The sequence below is a fragment of the Pedobacter sp. genome (genome assembly GCF_965279535.1).
GTDB lineage: Bacteria > Bacteroidota > Bacteroidia > Sphingobacteriales > Sphingobacteriaceae > Pedobacter.
This window is the reverse complement of record NZ_OZ257244.1, coordinates 4,187,833-4,210,101: the sequence shown is the minus strand read 5'-3', so window position 1 is coordinate 4,210,101 and position 22,269 is coordinate 4,187,833. Positions and strand designations below refer to the sequence as shown.

Genomic DNA, 22,269 nt, shown 5'->3' with positions numbered 1-22,269 from the left:
CTAATAATCAATTAATTTATCAAGTTTTTTGATCCTTTTTTTCACTTGCATTAAAAATGATTATAGACATTTTTTTGATAGTAAGGATCACATCCTTAGCCTGCTGCTCGGTAAAATGTGAAAACATTTGCTTTGAAAGCACCTCTTCGATCGTTAGATCATGCTGGCGCACAATAGTTTCTATATTTAAATCAAACTCCATATCCATGACGTTTATTTTGAGTAACAAATATTTTTCGAACGGTATTCTGAAGAATAACAGGATTGGATAATCACATTTAATTACGCTCCTGTTAGAAATAGATGCAAATAGGCATAACCTGGGGTGCATCTATCATTAATGTACTCGCATTTTGAGATGAGCACATGAGTCTCCTGTTAATAATTTATCTTTGCAAATCTGAATGATCTATTGCCAAAGATTCAATTACGCCATCGCGGATTACCTCAAATCCCGCTACACTATCTGTATTGTATATCGCGACTGTTTTTGGTGGCCAAAGTTTCGGGTCGTTTGTTTTATCCCAGTCAATCCCAATGCCTGATGGATAATAATCCCAGTTTTCCCAGGCTCTCTCTTTAATTAAAAGTCCGTCGTAACCCAGTACCCTTGTAAGATATTCATTACGGTTACCTTCCCAGTCCATCCCATAGCAGAGCAGATCAGCAACCTTGTAAAAATCAGAGAGCTGGTCATCGTGCCGGTGATTTAGGTATCGCTCGGAAACTCCTGCGCACAGCAAAATACTCCGGACGCGAGATGCGTCCAGAGCTTTGTCAGCATCCAAAATGCTGGCATCCTTGCTGAGTGTTATCTTATAGATTTTGGCATATCCAAGATTATCAAACCCCGATTCACCTTTCAATCTTGACTTCTGGAGTACGAGATGGCTAAAAAGGCAGGCGGCGTCCTCACTTATTGAAGTATAAAATGCATTTCCGAGAGTGAGAGCGTTCCAGCCAACTCCTTTACCGGACTGGATGTTTATTTTCCCACCGTCCAGTCCAAGCGAACCATGATAAAGTGCCAGCAATTCTGGGTTTATTTCCTTTACTTTCAAACTCCAAATTCCGTCTTTAGGTCTATCGGGTAGTTAGCTGTTAGCACCTCCGTCTTGCTTTTCTGCTTTCCTCCTTTTGCATTAACGGAAACCTGTTGCTTTACCGACCATTGATGCCAGCCATGTTCTTTGGCATATTTTTCCAATATTGGAGATGGGTAGGAAGAGAGCAAAAACTTGCCTTTTATTCCGGCCAGTAAAAAAAGAAGGGCTTCAAAATCCCCTTCAGAATAACCGTCATAGTGACCACAGTCAGAGTTGTAGTAGGGCGGATCACAGTAAAAGAAACTATCTGCGGTATCGCGGCTTGCGATGATGTAAAGCGCATCTGCGCATTCTATCTGGCAGTTCTGGAGCCTGATAGCCATTTCTTCAACAAATCCTTCTTTCTTGGAATTTATTTTTTTTGTTGTGGTATTACCTGATTTATCATATCCCCAACTGCTGTCAAGCTGCGAAGAAAAGCTCTGTGATGAAGTCAACCAGACTGCCCATGCCCTTTTTACCTCCGAAAACATATCCGGATTGTTATAGATCACCGAAGCCTTTCTGTGCAGATCCCTGGAATGAAGAGAGATCCTGATCTCCTTTTCTAGTGAAGTAAAATCCTCCTTCGCTACCCTATAAAAATTCATCAGTTCTTTATTGGTATCATTAATTACCTCAACCTTTGATTGTTCTTTAGCAAAGAATACCGCCGCGCCACCAATAAAAGGCTCACAATAAAGCACATGCGGCGGAATTACCGAAACAATGCGCCTGGCTAATTTTTGCTTACCCCCATAATAGCTTATGGGGGTTCTTAATTTTAGTTTGGTCATAAATTCTAATACAAGTCGTCAATGCTTAAATCAACTTTTTCACCCTCAATCATTACCGACACCCTGCACTTGATATCGGGCGTAGCCATACTTTCTACCTGAAAGCGCTTGCCGTTTAAGTTATATAGCAGGTGATCTTCCTTAAGATCAAGGGTAACCCATCCGCTTGCGCGGATGCGGTCTATCTTAGCTAAAAGCTTTCTCATTTTTTCTTTGCTGTTACAAAAGATTATCTTCCTATTTCCTCGCTTTGGGAGGTATCACCATCCCGCTGGTTTTCCCATGGAAACCGCTCTTCTGTATTGCTGGCATCGATTTCGCTTTTTTGGGAAGTTCTTTGCTCAGCCGAGGCCGTGCTTTCTTTTTGCTCTTCTTTTTTAGGAAAGATTTCATCCTGGCGGATAATGGCCATGTTCTTATCATAAACATCAAGTCCCTTAAACTGGGGATTCGCGGTTACCATTACAGCAACGGCTTTCTTACCCACCATCATCTCGGCCGGTGCCAGATGGCCACTTCTCAGCATTTTCATCATACCATCCTTTCCAAGTTCAGTAAGACCCTTGAACGGATATTTGTCTATGGCATCAGATAGCTCAAACTTGAATTCGGGGTAGAATTTTTTCAGGGGATGATTCCCGTAGGCATCCTGAACATCAAGGTTGAGCTTAAACCAAACCTTTTTCTTTTCCGAACCCTCACTGTTTTCCAATTTGGTGTAAACATCCCGTTCAAGTGAGTTCCCAGAGAGTAGTTTATAGGCCTGTAGCACCGTAATCCGGTTGTCCCTTTCCAGATCAAAGATTTGTCTGATAGGCAAGGCACTTCCGGCCTTATTCAGAGTTACCTCATAATCGTTCAGAAAATACATATCGCTCTGCTTGGAGCGGTTGAAATTCAGCATGAACCTGACCTGATCGGAACCAATTGCAGGATTCTTTTTGGCGTTGGCAGATGTGTAGCTTTGCGTAACTCCGAGGGTAAAAGCAGGGAGTTCCCTGGAAATTGCTGATTCAAGAACATCGTTAAGTTTTGTTCCAAAGCCCAGATAATCCAGGCTCTTTTTTAGATAATCCAAATTTTGTTCATTCATAAGAATATATTATTAATTAATCAAAATAGGCTAAGCTGTCGCTCAGGCTGGGGAGGGCTATAGCCATTTTCCCGGGCGAGGTGTTCGCCAAGGGAGATTGCCAGTTCCTCGATGGACGCATATCCGCAATCCTTTAAAAAAGCAGAAAAGAGAAAATGTGACCGGTAGCCGGTACCGGATATAATATTGGAATCTGAGCGAAACTCCAGGTGTACAACGGTTGGCTCTTTTTCATCATTTCTTTTGCTGGGCCAGTTGTACACATAATTGACATTGACATCGAATCCAAATACCCGGATATCGAGACTTATATCCTGTTTGAAAATTTCTGGAATCATGGGAATGGATTTTACCGGATTTGCAAAGGCCTTAGATTAGTCCTAAATCCGGTGATCTTACAAAACCTATTAAGTGAAAAGAGTGATTCCGCACATGAAAATTCGCATGACTTAAAAGTGAAAATCACATGATGGGATAAAACCAGAAAAGTTGCGTCAAATCCTTTCAGCCATAGCGAAATCTTACAGGTTAATACGATTGCAGGCAGATCATCTCCGAATACAGTCACGAATTTCGCATTGGGGAATACCAAGCTGATGCGTATTATACCTTCCGGAAGAGCAAGAAAACCAAACGTTGCCAGCGCGGCATCCCGAAATTTGACTGAGGTAGCATCCGACAGAACTTTTAGACAATCCCTTTTTTCATAAAAAAGATAAACGGTACGGATACATATCTCTGGCAGCCCGTAAGGAATCAGGTATGCGAAACCATCGCACATAACCCATTCTCTGTCCATATTTATCTAGATATGCCATGACTATAGCCGCGGCTATACTCGTTTTTGAACTCATCGAGTTCTCTCTGCTGCAACATCTCGTCTGAAATTGCGCCATCGTTTTTTTTCAATTCCAGGAATGCTGATTCAAAGCCTAGTGAAAAGGGAGTCTGATGAATACTTGAATCCATTATGGGAGCGAGATCTTTTAATAAAAAACCCGCGGCTTTACCGTCTTTCAAAAAAGTTAAGATAAGTGCTGTACGGCTGGCTACGATCCCCTTGGGCTCACTGGCCCTATGTTGAATCATCGTCCCATCGATTAGCTGCACAATGCGTCCTAGGGCAAAATCCTTACTTTTCTTTACATCTAGTTTCTCTCCGTTGATCTGAAATGGAACCTCTACCCCTTTTGGATCATAGGAAATGAACTCCCTGGTTTCACTATCATATTCAAATACGATAGTCCTATTCGTGCCATCAGGAAAATTAATGGGTTTTGCAATATTCTTAACCTCTCCTGCGACCAGCGCATCAGCTTCAACATCCAATAAATCCGGAGACAGTTTCGGCTCCTTGTAAATAGGATGCAATTTTATCTCGTGGAGACTATCTTCATCCAGGTTTAAGGATAGCTTAGCATCCAGGCTATCAATAGCAAAAGCCTCGCTGACCAGATTCTTTAGGTTCACTAAAGAAGTTCTCCTGCCCGAAAGAAGTGCAGCAATGTCTGTGTCGTCCAATAAGTACCTGGTCCCGTCGTATAGCCCTAGCCTGGATAGCTCTGCAACGGGCAGGGCCTCCTCGATAATTATATTTTTCATAAATTCGTTTTATCTGTTTAAATCAAGATGTGATTGGTTCACAGCTTCGCCAATCTGGTTAGTGTGCTTATCATTTTGAAACTCAGCACCCATTTCGCGTTTGAGATATAAAAGCGCTGCGTAGAGTTTATCTTCCCGGCCCAATGTAAATGCATTGCCGTTCAGGCTTTCATGCATCTTCAGCCTTCCCTGTTTTAAATGGCCTAGAACCTCATAGACCGATCCGTTATATGGAATCTTATCTCCCGTGGTGAGATACCCAGAAGCTTTTCCGGGAGCAGGCTGCATCGCATTCAGGGAAACCTTTTCATTGGTAATCTCCTGCTTTCTTTCTATATCCATGATATAGCCAAGAATACGCTCGGCATCCATGGAAGCAGAAAAGATCTCAAAAGGATTGTTCTCCAGAATCGATATCCAGCTTTCCACATAGGCATAATGCTGTCCCGGGTCATGGCCTATACCAAGTTCCTGTCCAATAAGCATCGAAGCGATTTCTGCCCTGAGCTCCTCCCTGGCATAGCTCGCATCCCCAAAGCCTTTACCCATGTCTCGGTTCAACCGGTCTGGATGCCCCGTCCAGTGTCCCAGTTCGTGGAGCAGTGTAGCATAATATTTGTGGCTTTCAGAAAACCAGTCCTTGTAGGGAAGCGTAATAGCATCCCTTTTTGGGTCATAAAAGGCATTTGCGGAATATTGGTGAAAAATTACTGCGCCTGAGGAGGCAATGAGATTCTCTGCCCGCTCAACCGGTGCCCACTTGGTGCCTGGCTTTTCTCTTTCCAGTTTGGGCATGCCCTCGATCTGCGCGGCATTAAACACGTAAGCATTGCGAACAATGGCATGGGGAAGTTCCCTTGTTTCCTTTATGGGCTTTCCGAGCTCATCATGCATAACCTTTCCTGAAGCGTCGCGCCTGGTTCGCTCATCACTTGTTTTAACGAACTGGATGAGCATGGATTTCTCTCCCTTTCTCACCTGCATTTCGCTTTCCTCTGCCTGCCTGTAGGTCATCCATCTTGGATCTTCCCTACCTGCCATCAAAAGTGATAGGGCATTGATTCCCTTATATCTATTGCCGCTCTGAAAATTGTAAGGCATTAGAAGAGGCATGCCCGCTGAATCCCATGGAATCTGCCAGGGTGCGGTTCCGGCGCGGAGTGCCTCAATTACTTTCTCGGCAACCTGAACGTGCAGGGGTTTATGAACATCTTTTTTATCCATCTTGCTCTTCCTCCGTATCCGCAAAACCAATTCCGTAAACCCAGGCCTCGTCCTGATTCAGTTCCACTTCCTCTACCATGGCGAGTAGTTCCAGTTTTTGCCTTAGGGTCAAATAGGCTGAATTTTCCATAAAATTTATTTGATTAATTTTGGCTACTTTATAGTAGCGAAGAATAAAGTTTACAGGATCGATGTAGACTCCCCCGATGCGCAAACTAAAGTGCAGGTGTTCGCCAGTCACCCTACCGGTAGATCCCGTAACCGCTATAACTTCCCCAGAACGGACTTCCTCGCCCTTTCGAACCAGAATAATGGAGAGGTGGCCATATATGCTTTCAAGGCCTGAATGATCAATCCTTATAAATTTTCCCAGAATTGGATTAAAGCCTACGCCGGATACCTTTCCGGTAAGAAAAGAAAATACAGGCTCATTTCTTGCGTGAAGATCAATGCCACGATGGAAATCCGCAAAATGGGTAATAGGATGTATCCTTTTACCAAAAGCGCTATTTACCTTTATTGAATTCAAAGGCAAGGAGATTTGGGAGTAGCAGGATAGAGAAGAGCAAACAAAAATGAGAAGTACGCCTGCCAAAAGCCTAACGCTCAAAAGAAACCGCTTCGCTGACATTTATATTGTGATTTCGTGAAATATAGTCCTCCAGGGAAATCATGCTCCTTTTCATCACCTCTGGATTTTCGACAGCAATCTTCATCGCAGCAGAGATGTGACCATAATCTGAATACTCCTGTTTCATATTAATATCGAGCAAGTCTTTAAAAGTACCGGCATCCATATCCTTTACCCCAGTCATAATATCCTGATAAAGCTCCCTTTTATCCTTTAGCACAAGGAGGGCATCTGAGGAATACCTGCCAAGTGGGCCACCACCAAAGCCGACGCTAATGTTATCTTTTTGAAGATCCGCTATTGCAATTACACCTATCTGACCCTGTCTGGAAACAGGATCTGTTGTCAGCTGGGGATGTACCACCACAAGCCGGCCGGTTAATTCTTCCATAAAAATTGATTTTAAGATTGAAAAAAAATAGTTTGTTTATCTCTTCATTCCGCCTGCCATGGAGGCTTTGGGACTTTCCCCATTTTTTGGGACGGCAGCCTCGGTTCTGAATTTTTTAACCAATACCTGTATTTCATCATTTATGCGCATGAAGTTTTTACGGAGAATCTCATCCTTTTTTCCTGCGAAATCATAATACAACGGCATATCAGGGTAAGCTTTTTCCTCTGTAGCTAATGCCTCCATATCAAGATTCACCCTGCAGTTGATCGCCGAGGTATCAAATTTTCCGGTATATTCTTCTACCGCATCCGCTGCAAGCATACCAACGAGCTCTCCGGCCTTCAATGATGCGATCTTACCTGCAGGAATCAGCGATTCTAGTTTTTCCGAGAGCGACACCGATGTCTTGGTTCTATCAATGGACAAGCTCTCTGACTGTTGCTTAACTTTCCCAAAAAGCCGCTCCAGCCATTCGAGCGTTTCCTTGTTCCTTACCGAGCCAGAAAGTACATTCCCTACTACCGAGGTAATGGTGGTTGCGGTATCCTTTCCATATTGCTGCTGAAACTGTGGAAGCTCCTGGAGTCCCATGAGAACCGCTACCTTATTTGATCTGGCAGTGGCAATTAGATTTTCAATGCGGTGCACAAATAAGGTTGGCAGCTCATCGATAATCAAGGCCGAGGGCCGGTTTCCTTTAGAGTTGATAAGCCTGGTCAGCCTGTTGAGCACCACAGAATAGCAGGCGGAATTGATATTCTGTGTATTGGGGTCATTGGCAAGGACTAATATAGAGGGCTCCGCCCGGGATGAAATCTTTAAGTTGAAATCATCCGCGGAAAAAACCCAGAACGTCTCTTTAGTAGCTAAGCGGGAGATGAATACCTTTAGCGTTCCTATCTGCCCCTCTAGCTGGTTGAAAGCTTTAGCCTGCCATGCAGTGGCAAATGGAGAAAGTAAGCTCCCAAGCTCAGGATTGGAAAATAGCACCGAAAAAATCTGCTCATAACTGCAGTTCAAAAATGAAAGTACGTGCGGAAAAGTAGAATACTTCCCTCCCTGGTACTGAGAAAAGAAATAAATGCAGGAAGAAAGAAAATTTACCGCACTCTGGGTAAAGAACTGATCGCTACCACCGGATTTATCCCCTTTTTTCAAGGCTTCAACCAGGGCTTCCGCTGTTTCGCCAGCATCGGCGAGCGTTACTATGTAATCTGGTCTTAATACATTTATCCTCCTGCTTCGCTCTACCTGGGTTAAGTTGATGACATGAAAATCAAAGCCTGAGAGCCTGCCCTGCTTTTTACCCAGCAGATAATGGTAATAGGCGATCTGACCCAGGTCGGGAAACTTAAAGTCATAACAGCAGATACAGAATTCCTTAAAGATAAGCTGCCGGATAAAGGGCATAACAATGCCAAAACTCTTGCCCGAGCCCGGGGTCCCGATCAAAAGCGTTCCGCGAAAGATGTTCTCTATGTTAATGAAGCCCGAATGTACTTTCTTGCGGTAATAAAAAAGTGAGGGGATGGTAACTGCAAATGGTCCGTTTACAGGCTTTCTTGCCTGCATAAAGGATTCTTCTTCGGTATTCCACTTATCCTTACCTAAAGAAGAGCTGATAATCTTGGAAACATTATCCATCGCTAGGTGCACCAGGATCGTACCTATCAACAATAAAAAGATATACCCGATATCCTGCCAGCTGGTCAGATAAAAAACCGCAGTCCCCTTTTCACCAAAAAAAAAGATACTGGCCGCCATTAAGACTAATCCCAACACGAGCGGATAAATGATCGCTGTTTTAGCATCAAGATCTTTTTCTTTTTTGCTCAGTGTCCCGATTGAAACCAGCGAGATAAGCAACAACGAGAAAAACCGGCTATAGAGCGGGTGCTGGTAAATAATAATCCGTGACATGCGCACTAGAAACCTGGCGAGCCCGATTTTCTCTGCACCTAAATCAGTTAACAGCTTAGTTGCATAGACAAACATGAGCACATCTAGCAAAAGGGCTAGATAAATGGCAAACTGAAGGAAGCGGTGCAGGCTCTGTTGTTCCTTGCTTTCTTCCATAATGAAACATTAAAAGGTGTCGGCGTTTAGGATATCGGAGTAACTTAATGAAGCGCGAAGATTTCTTCCGGAAATCTGCTTTTCCGATAATTCAATACTGAATTCCTTGTCACCGGGAAAGGTGGTTTTTTTAATGAAATAAATATTACGATAGGATTTCGAAAATCTTTCAAAGGGATAAAGCTGAAAAACCGGCTTTAATTCTATGGACTGGACATTGGTAGATTTATTGATCTTTCTGTCCGCTATCTTAAACCTGAGCTCGTCGACATCAAAGGTGAGATTTGTCGAGTTATGGAAGCTCAGGTCAAGAAGGATGCAATCGCCAAGGGTATAAACCCGGTTTACCACCAGTGATATCCCGAAAGCTGATTCTTTTTTAATTCGGGAATCCCCTCTGCGCTTTAGCAGGGAAAGCGCATTGCTCTTCATTTCGTTCTGTGATAATCCTATCCCCGAAATATCAATGGATCTCATATAGGTTGGCAGGATATCGATTTGTGTGGAAACCAGCTCGGGACTAGCAGGCGATAAAAAGGAGAGTCTGTATTGTGCAATAAAGGTTTCTCCGACAATGGTAACCAGGCCAGCATCGCCGCTGGAGAAAAGAGCGGCAACAGAGTCTGGAATCGCCTTGATCCTGAGAATGTTCTTTTCCGGAAGGTCACCAATCAGCGAACTGCTGGATAGGTCTACATAGGAAATTTTCTCTGGCGAGATGAAGTGGATAGAAACTGAACCCGATATTCCGATTACCGGAATATCGGCAACGGTAACTGAGTGTGGCACTTGCGCATAAAGGGCCAGTGAGCTCAGGAAAATTTGAGCTAGGAACAATATTTTTTTCATGAAATTCTAATAAGATTGTTGTTTTCTTTTAAGCTCATTGGGATCAATGAGATAAACCTGGGTATTGTATCTGACCTTGACCTTATTGGACCGGATCAACTTGTTTACCGCTGTTGTTGTAGACTGGAACATCTTGGAAAGCACCCCCATAACGAGTTGATTGTTGTTTTCTGCCATCTGCTGTATGGTAATCCCTTGCGTGCTTGAACTGCTCATGTCCCTGGTAAATTCGCGAAAGGCGGAAGATGGAACATAAATACCGGCCATTCCGTCGTTGTCATAAACCTGAAGATTTACCGGCAGAATTTCCCCGCCATGGAATACCGATGAGATCACCAAGGAAACCCTTTGGGCAGAGAAGCCTGAAATAGTTGCATAGAGGTAGGTGCCTTTAGGGATCATAAACTTGCCGGCCATGATATCATCAGTCAGCCTTATACGCAGGCGCGATCCGGAAAAGCCTGTAACATCCTGATCAATGATCGCAGAAATAGGGCGTTCGACATCTCCGGAAAGTATGGTATTGAAGCCAGCCGAAAATCCATGCGATCTTTTGACCGGAATGATCTTCTTGCTTTTGGCTTCTGCTTCGGCCAGTTTCAGAGCCCGTTCTTTTTCAATATTCTCCTTTACAGCGGGATCATTAGCTTTCCCCATACTGTCGACAAGAGCCATCTGTGCCCGAAAAAGCTGCATGGGATCGGATGGGTTTTTAGAGTTATCAACCTCCTTAGTTACCCTGTTCTCCTGCATTTTTATCTTCGACAGTGCCGAGGCGAGTGCGATGTCCTGCTCAGTTCTGGAAGGGTTCCGCGACTTTACAAAGCTCTGTCCTGCCGCAGAATATCCATGGTTTACATTTTCCGGTCTGCCTGGCAGACCATATTTTGCCTTCATTACCTGGTCAATGGAATCTAGCATATGCTTTTCCCTCAAATTGTAGGATGAGCTTATCTCTGCCAGCTGTTGGTTTTCTTCACCAATACTACCAACAGCAGTGTATCCATCGGCCTGCTTGAATTTATTTCTAAAGGCATCCAGCTTTCCCGAAAGCTCCTGGTTCCTCACCTGCTCGGAAACATTTGCCACGTTGGTCTGTAGCGAATCTCTTCCCAGGACTATTTTACCTTCTTTTCCAAAACTGCTTTTATAGACATAAAAGAAGAGAAAAAGAAAAGGCAGACAGATTATGGGAAGAGCGTACCTGGGCTTTTTTAAATCTATTTTTTTCATATAATTTAATTAATTCTTCGTGTGGCCGGCACGCTCAAGCTCGGCTACCATACTGACCATGAGCAGGCTGTCCTGGCTATTTAGCGTTTCCTTGGCCAATAAAACTTTCAGCGCTTCCCTAATTTCCAGAGTTCTTTTAAGCTTACTTACAGTTGTTCCTATTTCGCTAAGCCCACTCTCAACTTTTAGCAGTGCTTTTTTTTCTAAAGGGGCTTTTTTTGAATCCATTCTCAGCAGCGTAAAGCACAAGAGAAAGGAACTGCCTAGTAGCAGCACCATAGATGAGAAGATAACCTTCGGATATTTTTTGAAAAAACCTGATATGGAGGCCAGGAGGCGTTCGATCAGATCAGAGAACTCATTTCTGAGTTCTGAAAACACAGTTCTCTTTTTCATTGGAATGCATTTTTATCTATAGTTGAAATATCCCTGTTCTCTAATGTCTTCCATCTGGTAATTAACACCGCGTGGGGATTATTATCAGATCTTGTTTCAAGATCGACCAGGCTTCCCTCCGTGATAAGCGAGCGGGTGACGCTTGAACTTCTCCTGTCTATTTTCTGTGTACCATAATACCGGAAATACATTCTTTTTTCATCTAAAAAAATAGAATCGGTTCGGAGCGTGAGTACAGCAGAGGAGGAGAGAATAGAGGTGAAAAAACCTTTTTCCTTCAGATTATTATACTGAAGGGCACCACTTTCATCAATAAGGTACATGGCCTGTTTCATCTGATATTCTATGAACTTATCATCTGGTACCAGCGAAAAGAAAAGAGAATGGAATTTTGCAATATGTGCGCGATATTCTGCTGCTCTGTTTAGCTGCACATCGGTCTGTTTTGCCAGGATTGGTGTTCCCGAGGGGTCAAGAATATAAATACTTTTACGAGAATCCCTAACATATCCATAGGCAAAAAAAGAAACAACAGCGACTACCGATAGACAGAGCAAAAAACTTCCCAGCGAAAGGAATGTGGCTAGACGGATTTTGGATTCGATACTTTTTATCATCATCTCTCTATCCTCCCATTATCTGTCCAGCAACCCTGGTCATGCTTGATGCACCTCTTCCCATAGAACTTGCGGCAGAAGATACACCCGATGTGGATACTATCCATGTTGAAATGCTCGGCACGGTAAGCATGGTTAGTGCACCGATGATAAAGGTTACGATTACCATTCCAAAGGAGAGAACTCCATTGCTGGCAAACCAGCCGAGCTTTTCAAGGCTTGCCCCGCCAGTCCCAACAAGCTCCTGATAACGGGTAATTTCCGCCTCAAGTGCATAATGCTGGAAAAGGGACGCTACATACATCACCAGATATGCAATCCCTGAATAAAGGTTTACCGAGATGAACCTGGCGACCCATGTCGAAAAGGAATCCCTGAAAGCTGGCAGAATAGAGACGGCTACTGAAAAGGGGCCTAAAATAATCAGTATCGTGGAAAAGATGATCTGAATGATAAAAATAATGTAGGTGCAGACCCTGAGTATCCATATAGCGAGTGTTTCCAAAAGAGAGGTAGCCAAAAGTTGCAGACCAACCTCCAGCCGGTTTCTCATTTCCACTATCGGGTTCCAGACTTCGGAAAACCCTTCCTTTACCGAAGACTTAACAGATTCCCATGCATTTTCATACCAGGTATCCGCTTCTGTTTTTGCTGTCTGCGTCTCGGCCTGAATTTTATAGAGCTGATCAGAAACCTCTACCATGAGCTTCGCCCGCTGTAGCCTGAGATCATTGATCTCTGCCTGGCTGCCATCGAACATTGCTGAGGTCTTCTGTTCTACAACATCGGTTGGATACGCAAGGACCCGGGTAAAGATGCTCCACCATAGAATCACCATGGTCAGACCGAAAGGACGGAGCAGCGGCATAATTTCAAGCTGTTTATCCCCGGAGATCATTTCATAGCTTTTGATAGCAAAAAAGATGAGCATAAAAATTGCCGCCAGTGCCTGCGCATCTGCAATAAAGGCATCATAATGAGTCCAGATCGTACTTTTCATCTCATGCAGAAAATGCATCATCCCCTCTTCATACACGCCGTTGCCCTGAAGAAAATTAAAAGTGTCCTTGAACGAATCGGGCACTGCCTGCACAAAAAAACCGGCTGTGCCGGTTATAACATTTAAAATATCCATTGCTTATAGTTTTGATTTTTTAAGAATATCATTGGCAATCTGGATATCGCTCTTTGGGGATGCTGGTCTTTGAACTTCACCGGCCCGTAACTTCTGGACAGACGAGCGGATAGAGAGATAGGTTTTTGCCCTGGATTTCTTGGTTTCCCAGCTTGCCGAGAGTTTTCTGAATTCAGATAGCATCCTGTGGTAGGCCATTATCCTTGATCCCCGGTCTAAGGTAGTCGACCTCGCGATTTCCAGCCTTTCAAGAAGTGCACTGCTTTCCTCCCTGTACCAGTCAAACAGACCCACAGATATTATGTATTTCTGTTCTGCAAGCGAAAGGCCTGCAAGCATATCGGCATCTGCCTGATTTAATAATCCTTCAAACTCGTTGCGATAGTACATTAGCCAAAGGGGATCGGCAAAAGAAAGTGCCGAAGAATAATTGGAGGCCTCGCTCAGCGCAGTATTGCGAAGGGTATCCGCATGCAGTTTGTAGAGATTATCTGTGTTCTGCATGGCTGCTGCCAACATCAGCCGTTGCGTTTGTGGACCGAGCGGGCCAAGGGGTCTTAGATCCGTTTTGGGATAATTGGGGTGAAGCGCCCAAGTAATCCAGTAATCAGGGTTGAGCCCTAAAAATCCTGGTTTGGGCGTAAACTTATCCGCATCCCATTGCTTGAAGACCATTCGTTCCTGCTGGTAGGTAATGTGTTTGTCGGTAATTTTCTTCTGTGACCAGAGGAGCGTTGAGAGCAAACAGAGGAAAAGAAGCAAAAAAGGTTTTTTCATGGTTTTAAAAGTTTTGATTTGAATAAAATATCACTCCCGAGACGCAGATCCTGATTGATAAAGCCCTGATAGGGATTAAGCGAACGGAAGACTCCATTCATTTTTGTCCAGTACATGGATTTTTTCATGCTGAATACCAGGGCACGGATGACGCGGAGCTCTAGGGCAATTTTCTTAAGCAGCGCATCGCGCTTTTCGAAATCCATGAGGACGTTTTCGCCTTCCTTCAATACAAAAGCAGAGACTTCTGAAAATAGGTTTATCCCCCTATCTTTTACCTGGCGGGAAACGTCTTCTGCAAAAAGCAGCAGATGGGGATCTGATTTGGCGATATCAATCATCCCGGCACTTTCCGATGAAATCTCGGCAACCAGTGAGCCGATCTGTCTGACCGCGATTGCTGTTTTGAGCCCCTGATCAACTTCTCTTAAGGAAGACAGGATTAATGACTGAACCATAACGACCGCGCCCAGATTGAGATTAATATCCGAAAGGCGGTTGTTGATCGTATTTAAATAACTGTTATACGTATTTTCAGCTGCCAGACGTACTGCTCCATTTTCATTTACGATATTAAAATGCCCGCGGTCAAAAACTAGCCTTTGAGCTTTACTACAATAATGACCAATCAGCATTAAAAAAATTAAAATAAGCAATTTCATAACATCAGTTTTTTAGGATATCTTTTTTTCGCAGGATTTCATCTACCAATTTTTTATCGGTATTGATAAATTCTGAGAAAGGGTTTAGCTGATTGAAGACCTTTTTTCTTGAAGAATATTGAAGGGTTACCGCCAGTCCTCTGGATGCCCCGGCTATCAGGCGGAGTTCAGTGAGCACATGGGAAAAAAGCATTTTGCGGTCGCTCTGCTTCATCTGGTTGATGTCCTGCATAGAAAGAGCAAGTCCGTACAAAAAATTCAGCAGTGCATGTGCCCGATCCCCCATATCCAGCTCTGCCTGTATGGCCAGAACGGAAAGTATAGAATCGTCCTTGCATAAATCAAAAATCATCCCCTGGCTTTCGGTAATATCAGCAATCAATGGATAGGCTTCGATTCCGATCTGCACCGCATCAATGGCAAGTCCCAAAGTCTTGAACCGGGACTGGATATCCCTGTATTTATTCTTTAATCTTACCATCAGGGTTTTGTTTGCCTCCTCATTTGCAGTGGATCCCGCCTGCCTGTCCCTCGCATCAGACTGTTTTCCGTGTTCTGTTTTGCTATTACCCACAAGCTGGTGCAAAAGCCCGACATTCAACTGCGCATGAGCAGCTATTGATATGAAAATCATAGCCGTGAAAAATGCTGCGCTTTTCATTGCTTGAGCATCTTGGCATTCCTGATAATATCGTCCGCTATGCGTTTATCAATATTGATATATCCTGCATAAGGGTTTAGGGAATTTAAGATTCCGCGCTGCTTTGCCCAGTACATCGTACGGTACATGCCATAGGCCACTCCGCGGAGGATGGTAAGTTCTGTGACGATCCTATTGAGAAGCTTTGCCCGTTCACCGGAATCCATCAGCGCGTCCCTCCCGTCTTTTAATACAAAAGAGCTAACCTCGGTAGCAAGGTTGATCGAACGGGTTTTGAACTCCCTAGCACCTCCTTCGGCAAACAGCAATAATACCGGGTCACCAGAGGCTAGATTAATCGCCTTATTCACATCAATGACAATATCCTGAGAAATCGCATAAATATCCTTAACAGAAAGCAGAGACCTCATTACTCCTGAAACCTCAGATAAGCCTCTGTAAATAGTGGATTGAAGGTCATTTACAATTCCAAGCTGACCAGTTACCGCGAGCTGTGCCCTTTGCACAAGAGTAAGGTTGTCGCTGGTTCGGGACAGACCGCTGTTCATCACCCCTGCATGGGCAGCCGTGGCCGCAGCGGTTGTTGGGTCAACGTATATTTGTGCGGAGGCCGATTGCACGAAGATTCCAAATAAAAAATAGATGAATATTTTTCGCATAAAAATAGAATTTAACTTGTGATGGATGAATTGACTTTCTTGACAAATTCGGGAAGAGAGATTGCGCTCATTTTCATATCGGCAACGAAATGTTCCAGTCCCAGAGGATAAGAACCGTAACGCTTGACATAAGATTCGACAGCAGTCTTTTCGGGTTTTTCGGTTGTGAAGGTTAAATACTGAAAAAGCGACACTTCAACGCCATAGACCTCCCCTATACTTCCGCGCTTAATGTAAACCTCCTTGAATTTCCCGCGTCCGGCCTTATTTTCAAGCGCATTGATGGTAAATATCTTTCGCTGCTCTACCTCACTGAGCGCCAGGAGCTTTGCTACCTCTGCATAATTCCCCCTGAACTTGGATTGATCGAGCAGGCAGATGGTGTCGGAACTGGCCAGAATGGAATCCTTTATTACAGCATTTCCGATAATATCGCCCAGTTCCTGCGTCACCACAATTGGCTCTCCCCAGAATTTCCTCATCGTTTTATAGAGGTAAAGAATGTAGTTAGCCATTAGCGGAGATGCGATTGCCTTCCACGCTTCTTCCAAAATCATCGCTTTTCGCTGGCCTGTACGGTGCCTCATTTTCTGCAGTACCAAATCCATAATCACCAGCGTCACGATTGGAAAAAGAACCCTATTTTCCTTGATTGAATCAATTTCGTAGACAATAAAACGCTCTGTAAAATCTGAGAGATCAGCGCTTTCGTTGAGCAGCCTACCGTACTCTCCGCCAAGACAGAATTTTTTAAGTACATAACGGTACTCATCAAGATCGAAACTGATCTTCTCATTTTCCTTGATCTCCGAAATCTTAACGATCGAATAATGGTAGAAAGAATCAAAACACAGCGCATAATCAGCCTCTCCTAAAAAGAAGTCTGAATAGTAGGCCGAGAGTACATTTGAGAAAACCGTATCCTCAATCTGCGATACGCTTCCCTCTGCACCCTTTAAAAGAAGTCCGATAAGTGTTTTGAGGAAATCCTTCTTTTCGATGTTATATTCTGCTTCAGAAATAAGAAAGGGATTCATCGTGATCGGATTCTCCTCGGTATAGGTGTAATACTTTCCTCCAAAATAATTGCATAGCCCGGAATAGGAATGTCCTACATCAACGATCACGATGTCGTAATTATAAAGCATATACTGTTCAAGCAGGCTGTTCATAAAAAAGGATTTACCAGTACCAGAGCTGCCCAGAACAAATTTTGAACGGTTGGTAATCCTGCCAGATTCCATAGGAAGATCTGCTGGATCTATGCCTACAGGGATTCCTCTCCTATCGGTAAAGCGCATGAGAAACTTGGAGGGCTCATCCCGCATCAGCCGTTCCTTGTAGAACAGGCAAAGGGCCGCATCCGAAGTGGTGAGGAACCAGTCGTATTTTTTCAGTTCCACTGCATTTCCAGGCAAGGCACTCCTAAAGAGTTCCATCTGGTTATAGGCATTCTTGGAGGGGATAATCCCCTGCTGAAATAGGGAAGCTTCAATAAAGTTACAGCTGGTATCCAGAAGTGGAAGTTCGCAGCAGACCAATAAAGAATAGTGCGCATTGACGAGCAACTGGTTTTCCCTTGCCACATCTATGAGCAACTTATCAATATCCTCCACACACATCTGATTGGCTGGATCAGGAACTCCGGAATGCCGCTTGCGTTTCAGCTGCAGTTTGTTCAGGGTAATGCCCTGGGAAGGAATTTCAATTAATTGGTTATAAACAAGACTTTCAATACCCGGAACTGATGACAGGAAAGAAAGGTTGTCCATCGGAAATTCCTGTAGTCCTTTCCCGTCGTTCGCCATTAAATATGGCCCAATGGATTCAGGCATGTCAATGGAATCGATATTGACCAGGCTCATGCAGCGGATCACCTTTTTCCCAATACCTATTTCAGTATCCCCGGCCCTTAAGTTATTGAGCGAAAAATGGTCTGAGGAGAAATCCATGGCAAGCATCCGCGAAATATAGCGTTCTATCTCACCCTGGGGCAGTACTTTTGGTGATACCGATGCTCCTTTCAATAGTTCACAGACCTTGGCAATATTGGATACAAAATCCAAAAGGGCTTTCCTGTCATAAACGTACATTGCCCTTCGTTTGACCTGACGGGTTATAACCAGATAACTAGAGTGCTCAATATATTCCCTCCCTGAAAAATGCTCATCGTATTTTTGCTGAAGGGGTTCACTTTGCACTTTCGCCTGATAAGTTCTTTTAGAGAACACATCCTGTTTCTGAATGATATACCCTTCACTCAATATCTTGATCACATTGAGAAGCAGAAGATGAAAGGCCTGGTAGCCTGCCGGATCAGCGGAATAAATAAGCACCGGATTTTCGATAGAAAGAATTACTGAAAAATCGCCTGACTCACCATAAAGAACGGAAAGTCCGCCTATCTCTTCTATTCCGGCATATGGCAGTTTAAATTCCTGTTTTCCCATAACCTCGCCTTAAATAAATACGATGAATGAATATCTCCCTGGATCTGGTCTTATCATGAAGACCGAATGCCTGCTTGGAATATGTGTAGAGGAGCCCACCGGCTATTGAAAGAATGGTTAAGAGGCCACCGATATACATATTGAGGAGCGCACCGGCTAGGCCTCCTGTGACCAGCCCAAGACCTAAGGAAGAAATTCCATAAGCAATAAACTTCCCTTTGAAACCGCGATAAACAAGGGGCTTTTGAAGCCCCTTGTAAACTGGATACATCCTCATGCTATACGCCAAAGAAAGCCTTGATCACTACCGATACCAGAACCAGAAAAAGGCAGGAACCTCCCCAGCCCATAATTTCTTTGTTGATGTCCTGATCTCCGGAATTCCATTTGATGTAGACACGTACCCCGCCGATAATACCTACCACGGCACCAATCGCAAGGGTGAGTGTAGAAACCGGATCTACATAAGAGGTCAGCGAGGAAGTCGCCGCATTGATTCCTGTTGTTCCTCCCCCAGTCTGGGCGGAAACTGCCTGCACTAAACCCAATAGCGCGGCCAATGACAAAAGTCTTTTGCTTTTTCTTGTCATAAAAAAATTGATTTAAATTGAATAAAATTGTATTTACAGTCCGAAAAGACCGCGGAGGAATACACCGATGAGAGATAAAAAGAGGCATGAAAAGAACCATCCCATAACCTGCGCATCAATGTGGTGCTTGCCCATCTGCCAATTGGCATAAACCCTAAGTCCACCTAGGATTCCTGCGATTGCGCCAATAACCAGTACCAGATCCGAGAGCGAAAAATACCAGCCTTTCACCTCTGCCGAGGCGGAATAAAACTCTGAGATTCCTGGTTGAGCATTAGCGGAAAAAGTAGAGAGCAAAAAAAAAGAAGCTGACGCTGCCCTTAAAAAGAATAAAGAAAACCTCATGGAGTTTAGTAAGGTATTGCCCGCGTATGTTCGATGAGGTTGTCTTTCGCAAGGGAAAAAAGCTGTTTTAGTCCAATGCCTCCACTTGAGCTAATTGGACCTGTTGGCAAATAAGGGGCTGGTTTCTCCTTTTTTTCTGAATCCGTAGGCACAGCCTCCTCAGCTTTCTCTTCCAGGGTAATCAGCTCAGGGGTAAATGTTTGTGCAAAGAAAAGCTCGTCTTCCGGAGTTTCATTCACACCAACTCTTTGAGATAGAAAAAGATCAAAAAATAAGTTCAGTAAATAATAAACCATATATACAATAAAGATTATGGTCAAGAAATTAGTCCAGCTCATGGGTCATATTTTTTAAAGTTTGAGAAATATATTCGTTTAACCAGGGATGGCCTTTTAAAAACTGGTGGAGGGAAAAAACGATTACCCTGGTCATATCAATATTCGAAGTAATCTTTAGTTGCCTAAGCTTATTCATTGTGCGCTTATCAATGCGGATAAGGATTTTCTCCTGCCCATCCATATTAAAGTCCCGCAGGGATGAGAGAAAGCTAGCTAGCCGCTTGGTATTCACGACCGTTTCTTTGGATTCAGTTTTTTTTACACCAATCTTTTCAGCCCCATGACTGGCCTGGGATTTTTCCGGCAATCCCTTTTCCTCTTGGATCCTTGATTTCAATTGATCGGCAAGGGACTTGATTTCGCTCATGATGATATACCTCTCTTCATAAAGCTGCCATAGATAAAGTCCATTGCCGGCATAAAAACTTGAATTAAAGAGGCCGGGACATGGATGGTTCCTACCCGCTGAAAATCGATGCGGTCAGAAATACCGGGAGAAATCTTTCCAAATCTGGATAGTACCTTGTCTACCTCTTCCCTGGTTTCATACTTTACGGTTGTTTTAATCCTATTTGGCACATACACCATGGGTGATAAATTATTGATCTCCCGACATACAAGCGAAAAGAGCACTGTACTGTCTACAGAAAATTCATCATAATTAAACGGGCAGATAATGAGTTCCGCGGAACTGATAATGGGAATCAATAGATCATCGTCCATTTTACCCGGAAGATCAATGAGCACAAACTCATCCCTATTTTGGTTAAGCAGTTCCAGCAGAGCCGGGAAGTACTTAAGATCAGAGGGAATAACCTCGTAGAGGGGATCGTTCTCAAGAATTTTTGCCTTTTCAAACTTGCCTGAAATCGAAGCCTGGTAGTCCATATCCAGAACGGTAACCTTCTTTTTTTTAAGCATTGAGAGGAAATAGGCCAGTAACAGGCAGAGTGTACTTTTACCTGCTCCCCCTTTCTGATTTCCAATTAATATAACCATAAGCATAAAAATTTAACGTGTATTGGTTCTTGCTTTTTTTTGCCTGCGCCTATTCCGTCCGAGGATCTGCTCATCATCAATATCATCAGAGATATCTATATCCAAAGAGAATTCGCCAATGGATATACAATCATGCATTTCAACCTCGTCAGCAGGAAATATTGACTCTGATGGATTTTCAAGGAGCATCTCTTCCTTTGGAGAAAACTGATTTTCATAAATACCCTCCGAAATGGGTATTGACGTTTTTACTTCTTCGGTTTGGCGTAAAGTCTCCATAAATTTAGTTATGGACATAATATCGCCACCTTTAAAAACTTCCTTGGTGGAATGGTCTAAAATGGTATAGCCATATGGCGGCTTGTCACCTTTAAAATGAAATACAAACTGAAGGCCGAATGAAGAAGATAATTTTTCGCTTAACTCAGAGTTATAGAATATTACTTTTCCTTTCTCGCCACCTGGAAGATCTTCCCTGATCGCTTGAATTCTGGAATCGGTAATTGGCCTATACTTTGCAAAAATCTGTTTTAACTGTTCCTTTCTTTTCTGATCAGGTGAAAACCGGGCAATTTTTTGTTCTATTCTGGTTAAGTTTATACTGCCTACTTTTTCACCATACTTTGACAGATCAAGCGTATCCTCCAGAACTTTTAATGCATATCCCTGTCTTTCAAGCAACATCATAAACTGCGCCTTATTGGAGAAGCTGTATTGAAGTGCCCTCGTCAAAGCTTTTTCAGCAGCATGTTTCTCATCATTACCGATAAGTTTATTCAGTACCTTATAAGCCCTGATCTTCTCAAAGCTGTCGGAAATCTTTTTCCCTTCCAGGTCTATTCTTGAAGATACCATATGGATGTGATTATTCTGCGTGTCCTTGTGGAAAATGAGAAGATACGGCTGATTTCCATAACCCATGCCCTCTAGCCAGCCTTCGGCCAGTGTAACTAGTTCCCCCTTGTCCAAGCTTCTGCCCTTTGAAGATATCATTGCATGAAATTGCGGATATACAACCCTGCGGTTTCTGCTCGCTAGGGATGAGAGGTAGTTTATATAATCTCCAGGCCTGATCTCAGATAGCCCTTGCAGCGCCCCAAAACCGGATACCTTTACCAGTTCTCCCTTATTTTTTTCAACTTTATTGGTATTGTACCTAACTGCCCTAAAAGTCTTTGATTTCCAAAGAATTTTCACAATCATAAACTAAGCCTTTAATAATCTGAGTAATTCCCTGGTTGCTCTCTCCATTCCTCTAAATATTGAAATGTAATCAGTAAAAATCGTGTTGAACTGAAGTACAATTTCAGCAGAGAGCATTCCTCGTTTATTTAAAAAGTTCGCATGCCGGGCAAGCTGGTTAATGTTGTTTCCTGACCTACCGATCTCTGCACCGATCTGGTTCAGGTGTTTTAAAACTTCGACAGCATTGATTTTATTTGAAACCGCAGAGGAGATTAAAAGCCTTTGCCGCAAGAAATCACTTTCTTTCAATCCAAGGGAAAGCCAAAGGTTTCGGAGTAAAGCATATTCTTCCTCGGTAAATCTGGCCTTAATGAACCTGGTTCTTTTACCATCTAATTTTAAAGGCCTCCCATTCTTTTTCTTGGTCATATTCAACAATTAAGGGACATCCTCCGAAGAAGAAAAAACTAG

At 43.4% G+C, this 22,269-nt stretch carries 28 protein-coding genes; all 28 read right to left on the bottom strand.

The genetic code is table 11. The features are described from left to right. Positions 1-19: 19 nt before the first annotated feature. Positions 20-202, bottom strand: coding sequence for a hypothetical protein (locus ACQY77_RS17345; protein WP_147273612.1), 183 nt, complete (start codon positions 200-202; stop codon positions 20-22). A gap of 184 nt (positions 203-386) precedes the next feature. Beyond that, positions 387-1,061: a hypothetical protein gene (locus ACQY77_RS17340; RefSeq protein WP_056095002.1), complete on the bottom strand. Its 675-nt coding sequence runs from the start codon at positions 1,059-1,061 to the stop codon at positions 387-389. Next, positions 1,058-1,882, bottom strand: coding sequence for a DNA adenine methylase (locus ACQY77_RS17335; RefSeq protein ID WP_056095006.1), 825 nt, complete (start codon positions 1,880-1,882; stop codon positions 1,058-1,060). Before ACQY77_RS17335 ends, ACQY77_RS17340 begins: the two co-directional genes overlap by 4 nt. A gap of 5 nt (positions 1,883-1,887) precedes the next feature. Then, positions 1,888-2,088 (bottom strand): hypothetical protein, encoded by a 201-nt coding sequence (locus ACQY77_RS17330; protein WP_056095008.1) that lies wholly within the window; start codon positions 2,086-2,088, stop codon positions 1,888-1,890. 23 nt (positions 2,089-2,111) lie between these two features. Beyond that, positions 2,112-2,975, bottom strand: coding sequence for a hypothetical protein (locus ACQY77_RS17325; RefSeq protein ID WP_056095011.1), 864 nt, complete (start codon positions 2,973-2,975; stop codon positions 2,112-2,114). A 20-nt stretch (positions 2,976-2,995) separates the two neighbouring features. Beyond that, positions 2,996-3,313: a hypothetical protein gene (locus ACQY77_RS17320; RefSeq protein WP_056095014.1), complete on the bottom strand. Its 318-nt coding sequence runs from the start codon at positions 3,311-3,313 to the stop codon at positions 2,996-2,998. Between the two features lie 463 nt (positions 3,314-3,776). Further along, positions 3,777-4,577, bottom strand: coding sequence for a DUF4099 domain-containing protein (locus ACQY77_RS17315; RefSeq protein WP_056095020.1), 801 nt, complete (start codon positions 4,575-4,577; stop codon positions 3,777-3,779). Between the two features lie 9 nt (positions 4,578-4,586). Beyond that, on the bottom strand, positions 4,587-5,801 hold the full coding sequence (locus tag ACQY77_RS17310) for an ArdC family protein (RefSeq protein ID WP_421941041.1): 1,215 nt from the start codon (positions 5,799-5,801) through the stop codon (positions 4,587-4,589). Then, positions 5,794-6,330: a M23 family metallopeptidase gene (locus tag ACQY77_RS17305; RefSeq protein ID WP_197413307.1), complete on the bottom strand. Its 537-nt coding sequence runs from the start codon at positions 6,328-6,330 to the stop codon at positions 5,794-5,796. The genes ACQY77_RS17310 and ACQY77_RS17305 overlap by 8 nt, the downstream gene beginning before the upstream one ends. 70 nt (positions 6,331-6,400) lie before the next feature. Beyond that, positions 6,401-6,823: a hypothetical protein gene (locus tag ACQY77_RS17300; protein ID WP_056095029.1), complete on the bottom strand. Its 423-nt coding sequence runs from the start codon at positions 6,821-6,823 to the stop codon at positions 6,401-6,403. Positions 6,824-6,859: 36 nt separating this feature from the next. Beyond that, positions 6,860-8,902 carry a type IV secretion system DNA-binding domain-containing protein gene (locus ACQY77_RS17295; protein ID WP_056095033.1) on the bottom strand — a complete coding sequence of 681 codons (2,043 nt, stop codon included), beginning with the start codon at positions 8,900-8,902 and terminating at the stop codon, positions 6,860-6,862. A gap of 9 nt (positions 8,903-8,911) precedes the next feature. Beyond that, positions 8,912-9,751 carry a DUF4138 domain-containing protein gene (locus tag ACQY77_RS17290; protein WP_056095036.1) on the bottom strand — a complete coding sequence of 280 codons (840 nt, stop codon included), beginning with the start codon at positions 9,749-9,751 and terminating at the stop codon, positions 8,912-8,914. Positions 9,752-9,757: 6 nt separating this feature from the next. Continuing rightward, positions 9,758-10,984 carry a conjugative transposon protein TraM gene (gene traM, locus ACQY77_RS17285; protein ID WP_056095039.1) on the bottom strand — a complete coding sequence of 409 codons (1,227 nt, stop codon included), beginning with the start codon at positions 10,982-10,984 and terminating at the stop codon, positions 9,758-9,760. 9 nt (positions 10,985-10,993) lie between these two features. Further along, the gene (locus ACQY77_RS17280) at positions 10,994-11,380 is read right to left on the bottom strand and encodes a hypothetical protein (protein WP_421941043.1); all 387 of its coding nucleotides are present in this window, start codon (positions 11,378-11,380) and stop codon (positions 10,994-10,996) included. Next, complete coding sequence (gene traK, locus ACQY77_RS17275; RefSeq protein WP_056095045.1) at positions 11,377-12,000, bottom strand: conjugative transposon protein TraK; 624 nt, start codon at positions 11,998-12,000, stop codon at positions 11,377-11,379. The genes ACQY77_RS17280 and traK overlap by 4 nt, the downstream gene beginning before the upstream one ends. Before the next feature lie 4 nt (positions 12,001-12,004). Beyond that, the gene (locus ACQY77_RS17270; RefSeq protein WP_056095048.1) at positions 12,005-13,132 is read right to left on the bottom strand and encodes a hypothetical protein; all 1,128 of its coding nucleotides are present in this window, start codon (positions 13,130-13,132) and stop codon (positions 12,005-12,007) included. A gap of 3 nt (positions 13,133-13,135) precedes the next feature. After that, positions 13,136-13,909: a hypothetical protein gene (locus ACQY77_RS17265; protein WP_056095051.1), complete on the bottom strand. Its 774-nt coding sequence runs from the start codon at positions 13,907-13,909 to the stop codon at positions 13,136-13,138. Beyond that, entirely contained in the window at positions 13,906-14,571 is a 666-nt protein-coding gene (locus ACQY77_RS17260) for a hypothetical protein (protein WP_056095054.1), read from the bottom strand. The genes ACQY77_RS17265 and ACQY77_RS17260 overlap by 4 nt, the downstream gene beginning before the upstream one ends. A gap of 4 nt (positions 14,572-14,575) precedes the next feature. Beyond that, on the bottom strand, positions 14,576-15,232 hold the full coding sequence (locus ACQY77_RS17255) for a hypothetical protein (protein ID WP_056095057.1): 657 nt from the start codon (positions 15,230-15,232) through the stop codon (positions 14,576-14,578). Further along, a complete protein-coding gene (locus tag ACQY77_RS17250) occupies positions 15,229-15,852 on the bottom strand; it encodes a hypothetical protein (protein ID WP_421941044.1) in 624 nt (207 codons plus the stop codon). The genes ACQY77_RS17255 and ACQY77_RS17250 overlap by 4 nt, the downstream gene beginning before the upstream one ends. Before the next feature lie 50 nt (positions 15,853-15,902). Then, complete coding sequence (locus ACQY77_RS17245) at positions 15,903-18,341, bottom strand: TraG family conjugative transposon ATPase (protein ID WP_056095063.1); 2,439 nt, start codon at positions 18,339-18,341, stop codon at positions 15,903-15,905. A 278-nt stretch (positions 18,342-18,619) separates the two neighbouring features. After that, positions 18,620-18,931: a DUF4134 domain-containing protein gene (locus ACQY77_RS17240; RefSeq protein WP_056095071.1), complete on the bottom strand. Its 312-nt coding sequence runs from the start codon at positions 18,929-18,931 to the stop codon at positions 18,620-18,622. 33 nt (positions 18,932-18,964) lie between these two features. Then, positions 18,965-19,276 (bottom strand): DUF4134 family protein, encoded by a 312-nt coding sequence (locus ACQY77_RS17235; protein WP_056095073.1) that lies wholly within the window; start codon positions 19,274-19,276, stop codon positions 18,965-18,967. A 5-nt stretch (positions 19,277-19,281) separates the two neighbouring features. Beyond that, positions 19,282-19,614 (bottom strand): hypothetical protein, encoded by a 333-nt coding sequence (locus tag ACQY77_RS17230; protein ID WP_147273667.1) that lies wholly within the window; start codon positions 19,612-19,614, stop codon positions 19,282-19,284. Further along, positions 19,601-19,981, bottom strand: coding sequence for a hypothetical protein (locus ACQY77_RS17225; protein WP_056095077.1), 381 nt, complete (start codon positions 19,979-19,981; stop codon positions 19,601-19,603). Before ACQY77_RS17225 ends, ACQY77_RS17230 begins: the two co-directional genes overlap by 14 nt. Beyond that, complete coding sequence (locus tag ACQY77_RS17220; protein WP_115404612.1) at positions 19,978-20,613, bottom strand: ParA family protein; 636 nt, start codon at positions 20,611-20,613, stop codon at positions 19,978-19,980. Before ACQY77_RS17220 ends, ACQY77_RS17225 begins: the two co-directional genes overlap by 4 nt. Positions 20,614-20,625: 12 nt before the next feature. Continuing rightward, positions 20,626-21,816, bottom strand: coding sequence for a relaxase/mobilization nuclease domain-containing protein (locus ACQY77_RS17215; RefSeq protein ID WP_056095080.1), 1,191 nt, complete (start codon positions 21,814-21,816; stop codon positions 20,626-20,628). Positions 21,817-21,819: 3 nt separating this feature from the next. Next, entirely contained in the window at positions 21,820-22,227 is a 408-nt protein-coding gene (locus ACQY77_RS17210; protein ID WP_056095082.1) for a plasmid mobilization protein, read from the bottom strand. Between the last annotated feature and the right edge of the window lie 42 nt (positions 22,228-22,269).